The sequence below is a fragment of the Pseudomonas sp. SMN11 genome (assembly GCF_052041945.1).
Classification (GTDB): Bacteria; Pseudomonadota; Gammaproteobacteria; order Pseudomonadales; family Pseudomonadaceae; genus Aquipseudomonas.
In genome coordinates, this window is sequence record NZ_JBKGGW010000001.1 from 135040 (window position 1) to 147725 (window position 12686).

The 12686-nt window shown below is 60.4% G+C and carries 12 protein-coding genes; 6 read left to right on the forward strand and 6 right to left on the reverse strand.

All coding sequences use genetic code 11. From position 1 onward, the window contains the following. The first annotated feature begins 24 nt into the window (after nucleotides 1–24). From ACLEJU_RS00645 to ACLEJU_RS00655, 3 genes are read left to right on the forward strand one after another with little or no spacing between them, the layout of a single operon-like run. Nucleotides 25–1203: an amino acid ABC transporter permease gene (locus tag ACLEJU_RS00645; protein WP_435421655.1), complete on the forward strand. Its 1179-nt coding sequence runs from the start codon at nucleotides 25–27 to the stop codon at nucleotides 1201–1203. A 10-nt stretch (nucleotides 1204–1213) separates the two neighbouring features. Next, nucleotides 1214–2311, forward strand: a complete 1098-nt coding sequence (locus tag ACLEJU_RS00650; RefSeq protein WP_435421654.1) for an amino acid ABC transporter permease — start codon at nucleotides 1214–1216, stop codon at nucleotides 2309–2311. Between the two features lie 10 nt (nucleotides 2312–2321). Then, complete coding sequence (locus ACLEJU_RS00655) at nucleotides 2322–3086, forward strand: amino acid ABC transporter ATP-binding protein (protein ID WP_027918029.1); 765 nt, start codon at nucleotides 2322–2324, stop codon at nucleotides 3084–3086. Between the two features lie 40 nt (nucleotides 3087–3126). Here ACLEJU_RS00655 and algW read toward each other — a convergent pair whose 3' ends face one another. After that, entirely contained in the window at nucleotides 3127–4287 is a 1161-nt protein-coding gene (algW, locus tag ACLEJU_RS00660) for a Do family serine endopeptidase AlgW (protein ID WP_435421653.1), read from the reverse strand. Between the two features lie 168 nt (nucleotides 4288–4455). Between algW and ACLEJU_RS00665 the strand changes: the two genes are divergently transcribed. The 3 genes from ACLEJU_RS00665 (at nucleotide 4456) to cysN (ending at nucleotide 8289) form a co-directional block, all read left to right on the forward strand. Continuing rightward, on the forward strand, nucleotides 4456–5214 hold the full coding sequence (locus ACLEJU_RS00665) for a Nif3-like dinuclear metal center hexameric protein (protein ID WP_435421767.1): 759 nt from the start codon (nucleotides 4456–4458) through the stop codon (nucleotides 5212–5214). Nucleotides 5215–5454: 240 nt separating this feature from the next. Beyond that, nucleotides 5455–6372: a sulfate adenylyltransferase subunit CysD gene (cysD, locus tag ACLEJU_RS00670; RefSeq protein WP_060508578.1), complete on the forward strand. Its 918-nt coding sequence runs from the start codon at nucleotides 5455–5457 to the stop codon at nucleotides 6370–6372. A 15-nt stretch (nucleotides 6373–6387) separates the two neighbouring features. Further along, nucleotides 6388–8289 carry a sulfate adenylyltransferase subunit CysN gene (cysN, locus tag ACLEJU_RS00675; protein WP_435421652.1) on the forward strand — a complete coding sequence of 634 codons (1902 nt, stop codon included), beginning with the start codon at nucleotides 6388–6390 and terminating at the stop codon, nucleotides 8287–8289. Nucleotides 8290–8558: 269 nt separating this feature from the next. On the opposite strand, the gene ACLEJU_RS00680 is transcribed toward cysN, so the two are convergent. From ACLEJU_RS00680 to ACLEJU_RS00700, 5 genes are all read right to left on the reverse strand, one after another. Then, complete coding sequence (locus tag ACLEJU_RS00680) at nucleotides 8559–8822, reverse strand: bacteriocin immunity protein (protein WP_435421651.1); 264 nt, start codon at nucleotides 8820–8822, stop codon at nucleotides 8559–8561. Continuing rightward, nucleotides 8819–9175 (reverse strand): S-type pyocin, encoded by a 357-nt coding sequence (locus ACLEJU_RS00685; protein ID WP_435421650.1) that lies wholly within the window; start codon nucleotides 9173–9175, stop codon nucleotides 8819–8821. Before ACLEJU_RS00685 ends, ACLEJU_RS00680 begins: the two co-directional genes overlap by 4 nt. A 121-nt stretch (nucleotides 9176–9296) precedes the next feature. Then, nucleotides 9297–9557, reverse strand: coding sequence for a bacteriocin immunity protein (locus tag ACLEJU_RS00690; RefSeq protein WP_435421649.1), 261 nt, complete (start codon nucleotides 9555–9557; stop codon nucleotides 9297–9299). After that, complete coding sequence (locus tag ACLEJU_RS00695) at nucleotides 9554–11659, reverse strand: S-type pyocin domain-containing protein (RefSeq protein WP_435421648.1); 2106 nt, start codon at nucleotides 11657–11659, stop codon at nucleotides 9554–9556. Before ACLEJU_RS00695 ends, ACLEJU_RS00690 begins: the two co-directional genes overlap by 4 nt. A gap of 424 nt (nucleotides 11660–12083) precedes the next feature. Next, nucleotides 12084–12563, reverse strand: coding sequence for an Lrp/AsnC family transcriptional regulator (locus ACLEJU_RS00700; RefSeq protein WP_435421647.1), 480 nt, complete (start codon nucleotides 12561–12563; stop codon nucleotides 12084–12086). Nucleotides 12564–12686 lie beyond the last annotated feature (123 nt).

Consider the following 12686-nt stretch of genomic DNA (forward strand, 5'->3'; position numbering starts at 1 on the left):
GAACCCTATTTCTCGGGGCACTTCATGCAAAATCAAATTGGCGCACCCAAGGGGCTGTCCCTGAACGACCCGCGTGTGCGCGCCTGGCTGTTCCAGATTCTCACGATCGTCTTCGTGGTGGGCCTGGGCTGGTACCTGTTCCACAATACCCAGACCAACCTGCAACACCGGGGCATCACTTCGGGTTTCGACTTCCTCGAGCGTAGCGCTGGCTTCGGTATCGCCCAGCACCTGATTCCCTACGTGGAGTCCGACAGCTACGCGCGGGTGTTCGTCATCGGCCTGCTCAATACCCTGCTGGTGACGTTCATTGGCGTGATACTGGCGACCGTCCTCGGCTTCATCATCGGCGTGGCGCGGCTGTCGCCCAACTGGATGATCAGCAAGCTGGCGACCGTGTACGTGGAAACCTTCCGCAACATCCCGCCGCTGCTGCAGATCCTGTTCTGGTACTTCGCGGTGTTCCTGACCCTGCCGGGGCCTAGGGGCAGCATCAACATCGACGACACCTTTTTCATCAGCAATCGTGGCTTGAACATGCCGGGTGCCTCGATGGCCGATGGCTTCTGGCCGTTCGTCGTTGCCCTGGTGCTGGCGCTGGTGGCGATCGTGGCGATGGTGCGTTACGCCAACAAGCGTTTCGACGAAACCGGCGAGCCTTTCCACAAGTTCTGGGTGGGGTTGGCGCTGCTCATCGCCATTCCAGGCGCCTGCGCGCTGCTGTTCGGCAGCCCGGTTCACTGGGAGGTGCCGCAGCTCAAGGGCTTCAACTTCGTCGGCGGCTGGGTGTTGATCCCTGAGCTGCTGGCGCTAACCCTGGCGTTGACCATCTACACGGCGGCCTTCATTGCCGAGATCGTGCGCTCGGGCATTCGTTCGGTGAGCCACGGCCAGACCGAAGCTGCCCACTCGCTCGGCCTGCGCGACGGCCCGACGCTGCGCAAGGTGATCATCCCCCAGGCACTGCGGGTGATCATTCCGCCGCTGACCAGCCAATACCTGAACCTGGCGAAGAACTCGTCGCTGGCGGCCGGCATCGGCTACCCGGAGATGGTCTCGCTGTTCGCCGGTACCGTGCTCAACCAGACCGGCCAGGCCATCGAGGTGATTGCCATCACCATGAGTGTCTATCTCGCCATCAGCATCAGCATTTCGCTGCTGATGAACTGGTACAACAAGCGCATTGCGCTGATCGAGCGGTGAGGATACGCCCGTGAATGCCCATGTTTTCAAACCCGACATGCCGCCACCGGTGAAAACCGTCGGCGTGCTCGCATGGATGCGTGCAAACCTGTTCTCCAGCTGGCTCAACACCCTGCTGACCCTGTTCGCCGTTTACCTGGTGTGGCTGATCGTGCCACCGCTGGTGCAGTGGGCGTTCATCGACGCCAACTGGGTCGGCACCACCCGCGCCGACTGCACCAAAGAGGGCGCCTGCTGGGTGTTCGTGCAGCAGCGCTTCGGCCAGTTCATGTACGGCTACTACCCGGTCGAGTTGCGCTGGCGCGTGGACCTCACCGTGTGGCTGGCCGTGCTCGGCGCAGCGCCGCTGTTCATCAAGCGCTTCCCGCGCAAGGCCGTCTACGGCCTGGGCTTCCTGGTGCTGTACCCGGTGCTTGCCTACACCTTGTTGCACGGCGGTGTACTGGGCCTGAGCAACGTCGCCACCAGTCAGTGGGGCGGCCTGATGCTGACCCTGGTTATCGCCACCGTGGGGATCGTCGGTGCCTTGCCGCTGGGCATCCTGTTGGCCCTTGGGCGGCGCTCGCGGATGCCGGCGGTGAAGGTGGTCTGCGTGACCTTTATCGAGTTCTGGCGTGGTGTGCCGCTGATCACCGTGCTGTTCATGTCGTCGGTGATGCTGCCGTTGTTCCTGCCGGAAGGCATGAGCTTCGACAAGCTGCTGCGGGCGATGATCGGGGTGATCCTGTTCCAGTCGGCGTATGTGGCCGAGGTGGTCCGCGGCGGTCTGCAGGCCATTCCCAAGGGCCAGTACGAAGCCGCCGCGGCCATGGGCCTGGGTTACTGGCGTTCGATGGGCCTGGTGATTCTGCCGCAGGCGCTCAAGCTGGTGATCCCCGGCATCGTCAACACCTTCATTGCCCTGTTCAAGGACACCAGCCTGGTGATCATCATCGGCCTGTTCGACCTGCTCAACAGCGTCAAGCAAGCCGCTGCCGACCCGGCCTGGCTGGGCATGGCCACCGAGGGCTATGTGTTCGCCGCCCTGGTGTTCTGGATTTTCTGTTTCGGTATGTCCCGCTACTCCATGCACCTGGAGCGCAAGCTGGACACTGGCCACAAGCGTTAGGAGTTTCGAAATGAGTGAAGCGATCAAGCAGCCTGCCGGCCCCGAGGGCATAATCCAGATGCAGGGCGTGAACAAGTGGTACGGCCAGTTCCATGTGCTCAAGGACATCAACCTGAACGTGCGCCAGGGCGAGCGCATCGTCCTGTGTGGCCCGTCCGGCTCCGGCAAGTCGACCACCATCCGCTGCCTCAACCGCCTGGAAGAGCACCAGCAGGGCCGCATCGTGGTCGATGGCGTGGAGCTGACCAACGACCTCAAGCAGATCGAGGCGATCCGCCGCGAGGTGGGCATGGTGTTCCAGCACTTCAACCTGTTCCCGCACCTGAGCATTCTGGAAAACTGCACTCTGGCGCCGATGTGGGTGCGCAAGATGCCCCGGCGCAAGGCCGAGGAAATCGCCATGCACTACCTGGAGCGGGTGCGCATTCCGGAGCAGGCCCACAAGTTCCCGGGGCAGTTGTCGGGTGGCCAGCAGCAGCGCGTGGCGATTGCCCGGGCGTTGTGCATGAAGCCGAAGATCATGCTGTTCGACGAACCGACCTCGGCGCTGGACCCGGAGATGGTCAAGGAAGTGCTCGACACCATGGTCGGCCTGGCCGAGGACGGCATGACCATGCTCTGCGTGACCCACGAAATGGGCTTTGCCCGCACCGTGGCGAATCGGGTGATCTTCATGGACAAGGGGGAGATCGTCGAGCAGGCCGCGCCGGATGACTTCTTCGACCGACCGCGCAGTGACCGGACCAAGCTGTTCCTCAGCCAGATCCTGCACTGAAGCAAAGAAAAGGGGCCGCTTTGCGGCCCCTCTCGAATGCTTAATTATTTTCCGGGTTGGCAGCCGGCGCCGGAGGCGGGCGCAGCCCCACCTCGGCAATCAGCTTCAGCTGCTGACCATTGCGCATCACCTCGATGGTGATCTTGTCGGTCGGCTTGATCCGCGCTACCTGATTCATCGACTTGCGCCCGTCACCCGCCGGTTCGCCGTTGATGCTCAGGATCACGTCACCCAGCTGCAACCCGGCCTTCTGCGCCGGGCCGTCGCGGAAGATACCGGCCACCACGATGCCTGGGCGGCCCTGCATGCCGAACGATTCAGCCAGTTCCTGGCTCAACGGTTGCACCTCGATGCCCAGCCAACCGCGAATCACCTGGCCGTGTTCGACGATCGACTTCATCACTTCAAGCGCCAGCTTGATCGGGATGGCGAAGCCGATACCTTGGGAGCCGCCGGACTTGGAGAAAATCGCGGTGTTGATACCGACCAGGTTGCCATTGGCGTCGACCAGCGCACCACCGGAGTTGCCCGGATTGATCGCCGCGTCGGTCTGGATGAAGTCTTCGTAGTTGTTCAGGCCCAGCTGGTTGCGGCCCGTGGCACTGATGATGCCCATGGTCACGGTCTGGCCAACGCCGAACGGGTTGCCGATGGCCAGTACCACATCACCGATGTGGATGTTGTCGGAGCGGCCGATGGTGATGGCTGGCAGGTTCTTCAGGTCGATCTTCAACACCGCCAGGTCGGTTTCCGGGTCGCTACCGATCACCCGCGCCAGGGTTTCCCGGCCGTCCTTCAGGGCCACGACGATCTGGTCGGCGCCGCTGGTCACGTGGTTGTTGGTCAGCAAATATCCCTCGGGGCTCATGATCACCGCCGAACCCAGGCTCGACTCCCAGCGGCGCTGCTTGGGCAGGTTGTCTCCGAAGAAGCGGCGGAACTGCGGGTCTTCGAACAGCGGGTGAGCAGTCTTGTTCACCACCTTGGTGGTGTACAGGTTGACCACGGCCGGGGCGGCGAGGGTCACGGCGTCGGCGTAGGACACCGGGCCCTGCATGATCCGCGTGGTTTGCGGGGCTTGCTGCAGGTTGACGTCCTGGCTGGGCAGACCGACCCACTCCGGGTAGCGCTGGATGATCAGTACGGCGATCAGAATACCGGTTAGCAGGGGCCAGCCGAAGTAACGCAAAGCCTTGAACATGAACGAGTCCTGGAAAGAGCGGGGGCCTGAGGCCGCGCAGTGGGGCATGAGCGCGCGCGATCATACACCGGTTCCCCCGATGCCGGCGACGGCCCATAATGGCCGGCATTATACGGGCGTTCTGCAGGCGTTGCGCCCGTGAAAAACGCAGATTTCGAGGAGATTTTCATGGCCGTGGCACTCAACACCCTGGTCGAGGAAGCCGAACGCTACCTGGGCAGCGCGAAGATCCAGGATTATTGCCCCAATGGCCTGCAGGTCGAGGGCCGGCCGCAGGTCAGCCGCATCGTCAGCGGCGTCACCGCCAGCCAGGCCTTGCTGGATGCCGCAGTCGAGGCCGAGGCCGACCTGATCCTGGTGCACCATGGTTACTTCTGGAAGGGCGAGAACCCGTGCGTTACCGGGATCCGTCAGCGCCGGTTGAAGACCTTGCTGAAGCACGACATCAGCCTGCTGGCCTTTCATCTGCCGCTGGATGTCCACCCTGAGGTCGGCAACAACGTGCAACTGGCGCGGCAGCTGGATATCACCGTCGAAGGGCCGCTGGACCCGGAAAACCCCAAGGTGGTCGGGCTGGTTGGCTCCCTGGCGGAGCCGGTGACTGCACGTGATTTTGCCCGGCGGGTGCAGGAAGTGCTCGGACGTGAGCCGTTGCTGGTCGAGGGCGACCAAATGATCCGCCGGGTCGGCTGGTGCACCGGGGGCGGGCAGGGATACATCGATACGGCGATTGCGTCGGGGGTGGACCTGTACCTCACTGGCGAGGCGTCAGAGCAGACCTATCACAGTGCCCGGGAGAACGGGGTCAGCTTCGTTGCCGCGGGTCACCATGCCACCGAGCGGTATGGCGTGCAGGCGCTGGGTGATTACCTGGCGCGGCGGTTTGCTCTGGAGCACCTGTTCATCGACTGCCCGAATCCCATCTGAGATCGGCGTCGCCTGCTTCGCGGGTAAACCCGCTCCCACAGGGATCGCACCGAGCCTGTGGGAGCTGCTTTACCCGCGAAAGGGCCGGACCTGCCAGCCCAAACCCACAGTCATATCGTTAGACTTTTTCGATCTAGCCCGCCTCCTAAATAGAAGCAGCCGCTGTGATAAAGTGGCTCGCTCGAACACGGCCCGCAGGCCGTCCATAAGATCGTTTTTCGTGTTTTTTCGTGAGTAGCCATGGTCGACAAACTGACGCACTTGAAACAGCTGGAGGCGGAGAGCATCCACATCATCCGCGAGGTGGCCGCCGAGTTCGATAACCCGGTGATGCTGTACTCGATCGGCAAGGATTCCGCCGTGATGCTGCACCTGGCGCGCAAGGCCTTCTTCCCGGGCAAGCTGCCGTTCCCGGTGATGCACGTCGACACCCAGTGGAAATTCCAGGAGATGTACAGCTTCCGCGACAAGATGGTCGAGGAAATGGGCCTGGAGCTGATCACCCACGTCAACCCCGAGGGTGTGGCGCAGGGCATCAACCCGTTCACCCATGGCAGCTCCAAGCACACCGATATCATGAAGACCCAGGGCCTCAAGCAGGCGCTGGACAAGCATGGTTTCGACGCCGCCTTCGGTGGCGCGCGCCGCGACGAAGAGAAGTCGCGGGCCAAGGAGCGCGTCTACTCGTTCCGTGACAGCAAGCACCGCTGGGACCCGAAGAACCAGCGCCCGGAGCTGTGGAACGTGTACAACGGCAAGGTCAACAAGGGCGAGTCGATCCGCGTCTTCCCGCTGTCGAACTGGACCGAGCTGGACATCTGGCAGTACATCTACCTCGAAGGCATCCCGATCGTGCCGCTGTACTTCGCCGCCGAGCGTGAAGTCATCGAGAAGAACGGCACCCTGATCATGATCGACGACGATCGCATCCTCGAGCACCTCTCCGAGGAAGAGAAGGCGCGCATCGTCAAGAAGAAGGTGCGTTTCCGTACCCTTGGCTGCTACCCGCTGACGGGCGCTGTCGAGTCGGAAGCCGAGACCCTGACGGACATCATTCAGGAAATGCTCCTGACCCGTACGTCCGAACGCCAGGGCCGTGTCATCGACCACGATGGCGCCGGTTCCATGGAAGACAAGAAACGTCAAGGCTACTTCTAATTTCAGGGTTACTCCATGTCGCACCAATCTGATCTGATCAGCGAGGACATCCTCGCCTACCTGGCCCAGCACGAGCGCAAGGAACTGCTGCGCTTCCTGACCTGCGGCAACGTCGACGATGGCAAGAGCACCCTGATCGGGCGCCTGCTGCACGACTCGAAGATGATCTACGAGGACCACCTCGAGGCCATCACCCGTGATTCGAAGAAAGTCGGCACCACCGGCGAAGAAGTCGACCTGGCGCTCCTGGTCGACGGCCTGCAGGCCGAGCGCGAGCAGGGCATCACCATCGATGTCGCCTACCGCTACTTCTCAACCGCCAAGCGCAAGTTCATCATCGCCGACACGCCGGGCCACGAGCAGTACACCCGCAACATGGCCACCGGCGCGTCCACCTGCGACCTGGCGATCATCCTGGTCGATGCCCGCTACGGCGTGCAGACCCAGACCCGTCGCCACAGCTACATCGCATCCTTGCTGGGCATCAAGCACATCGTGGTCGCGGTCAACAAGATGGACCTCAAAGGCTTCGATGAAGGCGTGTTCGAGTCGATCAAGGCCGACTACCTGAAGTTCGCCGACGCCATCAACCTGAAACCGAGCAGCCTGCACTTCGTGCCGATGTCGGCGCTCAAGGGCGATAACGTGGTCAACCACAGCGAGCAGTCGCCGTGGTACGCCGGCCCGACGCTGATGGAAATCCTTGAAACCGTCGAAGTGGCGGCTGACCGCAACTTCACCGACCTGCGCTTCCCGGTGCAGTACGTCAACCGTCCGAACCTGAACTTCCGCGGCTTCGCCGGCACCATCGCCAGCGGCGTGGTGCACAAGGGTGACGAAGTGGTGGTGCTGCCGTCGGGCAAGAGCAGCCGGGTCAAGTCCATCGTCACCTACGAAGGTGAACTGGAGAACGCCGGCCCGGGCCAGGCCGTGACCCTGACCATGGAAGACGAGATCGACATCTCCCGTGGCGACCTGCTGGTGCACGCCGATAACGTGCCGCCAGTTACCGACCAGTTCGACGCCATGCTGGTGTGGATGGCCGAGGAGCCGATGCTGCCGGGCAAGAAATACGACATCAAGCGCGCCACCAGCTATGTGCCGGGCTCGATTGCCAGCATCACCCACAAGGTCGATGTGAACACCCTGGAGCAGGGCGCTGCCAGCGCACTGCAGCTGAACGAGATCGGCCGCGTCAAGGTTGCCCTGGACACCTCGATCGCCCTGGACGGTTACGACAGCAACCGCACCACCGGTGCGTTCATCGTCATTGACCGCCTGACCAATGGCACCGTCGGCGCCGGCATGATCATCGCACCGCCAGTCCTGCCGCACGGCGGCACCGGCCAGCATGGCAAGCTCGCTCACGTGGCCACCGAAGAGCGCGCCCTGCGCTTCGGCCAGCAGCCGGCCACCGTGCTGTTCAGCGGCCTGTCCGGAGCTGGCAAGAGCACCCTGGCCTACGCCGTCGAGCGCAAGTTGTTCGACATGGGCCGTGCGGTATACGTGCTCGATGGCCAGAACCTGCGCCACGACCTGAACAAGGGCCTGCCACAGGACCGCGCCGGCCGTACCGAGAACTGGCGTCGCGCCGCCCACGTGGCGCGCCAGTTCAACGAAGCCGGCCTGCTGACCCTGGCTGCGTTCGTCGCCCCGGATGCCGAAGGCCGCGAGCAGGCCAAGGCGCTGATCGGCAAGGAGCGCCTGGTCACCGTTTACGTTCAGGCCTCGCCGCTGGCGTGCCGTGAGCGTGACCCACAGGGCCTGTATGCAGCCGGTGGCGACAACATCCCGGGCGAAAGCTTCCCGTTCGATGTGCCGCTGGATGCTGACCTGGTGATCGATACCCAGAACACCAGCGTTGAAGAAGGCGTGAAGCAGGTGCTGGATGTGCTGCGTCAGCGTGGCGCGATCTAAGTATTGCTGCTTGTGAAAAACCCCGCTTCGGCGGGGTTTTTTGTTTTTTGGGCGGAAATACGCATTTGGGGCTGGCAGGTGCTGGCCGTGGTTTTTTTCGGCGCCTATGAGATCGAGCGCCGCCCGCGCGGCGCTCGATTTGCGCGCCACCACACAACTTAAGACAGGCACTTGGTAGCAAATTTCTGGTTCTGCTGGTCAGGCAACAAAAGGACTTTTCCGGTCTACCCAACCTGTTAGAAACAGCATCAACACCCTTACAGATTTGTTCATTGCATGTCCTTGAACAGGGGAAGTCCTTTTGACTTTCGCCAAGCGATGATCCGTGCGATCACGCCCACGGCGCAGCCCTCCAGTTCGTTTGCCGGGTAGTAGAGGAGGTCAGAGCCATCTGGATGTCCGGCTATCTCGATAAAGTGTTCGAGCAAGCGATCCTGCCAGACGGAGGTGCCAGATGCCTGTAGCAATTCCTCAACCACCGTCCTGAATTCGGCGCAGGTGTAGTCGGCAAGAGAGTGTTTTTGACTGATCACCAGTCCACCTCCGAAGACAGCGCATACTGCAGGGCACTCATGATCCGCAGGTTCTCGACGTCGTACATCGCACCGCCCATGGTGGGCGGGTCGAGGTGGCAGATCTGATAGTTGCGCACGCCTTTGGCCGTCTCGCAGAAAGGCGCGCGGGGTGGCCAGCCTTGCTTGATACGGTTGAGTTGGGAAGTGACGAATTGGTGTGAATAGACTGGGTCCTCGGCGAGGGCCGTCCAGAAGGACTGAGAGAAGTCGTCGAAGTTGGCGAAGCTTTGCTCTGCCAGCTTCTTTGCGATGTGCTCTGGGAGGTGCATAGCCATGACAGCGTTTCTCTCTTGAAGTGATGCATGGATCATGGCTGTGCTTGTTTGGGGAATATTCACCGTGCTGCATTTGGTGTGAGGTTTTTTTGATGAGCGTGTAGGAATATTCAGGATCTAGGAGTGATATGCCCCGTGAAGGCGGGGCATATGTTGGTTATGACTTAAAGCCGCTTTTCCCGTTGGCTAGTCGCCAGGACTTAATGATTTCTATAATTTTCTCCGGATTACCATCTTCTGGGGTGGCTGGTCTGTACAGGAGATTTATTCCAGAAGGATGCTCAGTTACTTTTCTGAAATGCTGCAGTAAAGGCGTGAGTACCTCGTCCGGCTCGTCCTCGTTTGCTCTGTCGATTTCAGCTAGAAACTCCAGGAATTCCTGCTCTGTGTAATCACTTAGATTTTCCTTGAGTATCATGGCTTTTCTCCGTAATGGATGGTGTTATGCACCCTTGGCGTTACGATTCTCAAATTGCTCATGTCGTAAACACCACCGCCTTCACTTATTGGTAGGACGTGATGGATCGCGAAGGTCATCTGGCTCATGTAAATGTCCTCGTCATTCACCAATGGTGCATTTCCATTTTTCCTCATGCGCACTAGGTCCCTTTCACTGAATTGTTTAGAAAGCTCAGGATCGTTAGCCACAGACTTCCAGAACCGTCGCCGGAACGCATCAAAGTTTCTGAATTCAACACCTCTGAGCAGATCGGCAATCTGAGCAGGGATTGGCGCACCTTCACGGCTGGCGGCCTGCGCGCGCCATGTCTCTGTAACCTGCACGCCTTGTCCAATGGAGGTCCCAGCCTCAAACCTCGGACTCTTGAATACCACCAGGATAGGCGGCAATCCCGAGTCGATCGGGAAGGTGATGATCAGCCGTTCCTGATCGAGAAGATCCAGTGCAGGATAGCTTTCCGTTGTGTTGCTTACAGGGTTGAGGCTGCTGCCGGTGTAAACAATCGTGCCCGGCGGAGCGGGTGGCAGGCTAGTGGAGCTACCTTCACCACCTCCGGGCGGGCTGGCGGGTGTCCAGGTCAGGATGCGCTGTGGGTTCTCCAGTGCGAGGCTGTAAACCTGCCGTTCAGTATCAAATGTTGCGGCCCTTACCGGCACTGCCTTACCGCCGGGAACCACGTACAGGCTGATGTCGTTTGCGTCTTCACTACCAGCAAGTAAATAAGGCACGTCCACGCTGGCTGATGAAAGGGCGAGGGCGGCCAGGTCAGGCCCGTCTGGTGGGGAAAGGCTGGAAAGAGGAGTGCTGATCAGGTACCGCCTTTCCGAATTACCCAGCGTTGCAGGCCAGGCTGCCGAAAGTATGGCTACAGCCAAGGAGGCCGTTGTGGTAGCCAATCGACCTACTGCTGCGATGATCGCTCCGCGAATAGCAACCGACGCGACATCCGCAGCAAAGGTCGCCAGCCCGATCAGAATGACGGTCGTAGCAGAGGCAGAAGAGTGGGTGTCGTTGATGTAACTGATGCGTTGGCGTGCTGCCTCGACTTGGCGCCGGGCCGATTCTTCGGCAGCTATCCGTTCAGCTTCCGCTTGCTGACGTGCGGCTTCTTCGGCAGCTATCCGTTCGGCTTCTGCTTGCTGGCGTGCGGCCTCTTCGGCAGCTATCCGCGCTGCTTCTGCTTGCTGACGTGCAGCCTCCTCGGCCGCTGCACGTTCGGCTGCAAGCCTTGCCTGCAGTTGTTCCATTTCCAGCGCTCGCTGGGTGAGGTTCGCCATGGATGCGCTGAACTGCTGCAAATAGCGAATGGACTCTGTGAGCGCCAGTGCCCGGTGGTAATCCGCCCAAAGCACGCCGGCTCGGCGGTTGGCCTGTTCATCGACGAGGTCTTGCAGTGCCTCGGTTTGAGGCTTGGAAAGTGGCCCGACGATGTTCGGGTTGGAATCGTTGGAAGCGGGTATCTCGGCTTGCTTCGCTGCGATCAACGCATTGGCGGCGTTTACATAGGCCGAAAAACGCTGGATGAGGGTATCGGTTTCATGGGTTGGGGTGGATTGAGCCACTTGGTGTTGCAGGAAGCTGGGCAGGCAGTCGAAGCAGATCTGCTGTTCATGAAGAATTTGCCCATACCGCCGTTCGATGGCTTTGGGGAGGTCGACAGCAGGTTGCGCAATTTCTGCCTCGTCAACCTGGCGAGCCATTTCCGGCAGGTCCGCCGCCAACGCCTGAAACTTCTGCGCTGCGATGTGCAGGCGGTAGGCGGCATCGACAGAAGCGTTGAAAGTCTCCCAGATCTGTTGGCCCCATGCCTCGCCAGAGGTGCCGATCGGGAATGCGCCATCGTCGTTCAACCGGGTGGCGAAGGAGTCGTAGCGTTTATAAAAAGGAATGGCACCGTAGAAGCTGGTTGCCACCGGGGCGATCTGAAGATACTCGGCGCGCCTTTGTTGCAAGCTCATCGTGGCAAGCTGTTGGCGTAGCTCCAGATGCTGGACGGGTTGAGCTGCAGATCCCGCGATTGCCTGTTGTTCGATGGCAGCGCGCTCAGCGCTGATTTGCATGGGAAGTTGCTCAAGAGCGGGTGCATATTGTTCGGCGTGGATATTGTTGACGGCAGTAAACTCCTCGCCGAAAACCGTTCGCCAGCCTTTTTCCTGGGCGAAAGGGCTAGGCCCTCCAGTACCTCGAGCTCGCCCTGCATCCAGCCCCCAGCCCCCAGCCGCCATAGCCGGTCCCGGACAACGGGGGCAACGGGCTGAGAGGCACTCGATCCGGGGCTTGCGCGCGCGTCAAGACGCCCTCATTCAGATTCAGCGCACCGCGGGAATCACGGAAGGGTTCACCAAATTTGACGGTTTCATTTTGAGCCATGTAGTCATCCTCCTGGTCGCTACATGGCAAAGCGTGCTCCAGGCAGTTTTTCCTGTATGTCAGGCGCTGCTCGTCAATCAGTAGGAGTATTCCTGCTGACCGGAAAGATCTGATTTAAATGTGCTTTTCGGAAACAGGAATAACGCGCTTTTCCTTAACAGCCTTGTAGGAAAAACTCGAATAAATCTCCTTCACCCCTGGCAACCGCTGCAGCACTTCCCGGGTGAATTCCCCGAACGATTCCAGATCCCTCGCCAGAATCTCCAGCAGAAAGTCGTAACGTCCGGATATGTTGTGGCAAGACACAATCTCGGGAATCTCCATCAGCCTTCGCTCGAACGCCAAAGCCATCTCTTTGGTATGCGAGTCCATCATGATACTAACGAACGCAGTCACCCCAAACCCCAGCGACTTGGGCGACAAGATGGCCTGGTATCCGGTGATATAGCCGCTGTCTTCCAGTAATTTCACTCTTCTCCAGCAGGGCGAAGTGGTCAGCGCAACCTGGTCGGCGAGTTCGGAGATGGTAAGGCGGGCGTTGTCCTGCAGGGCGGCGAGCAGAGCGCGGTCGGTACGGTCGAGGCTTGAAGGCATGTTTTGCCCTCCTGGTGTTGTATTTGTTGTTTTCTTTCCAAAACAGGCGCGAATGCGTGGGCTATTTTGGAAAAATTCAGGCAGCTCGGTGGCATAAGCTTATAACAAACCACCAGAGGCTGT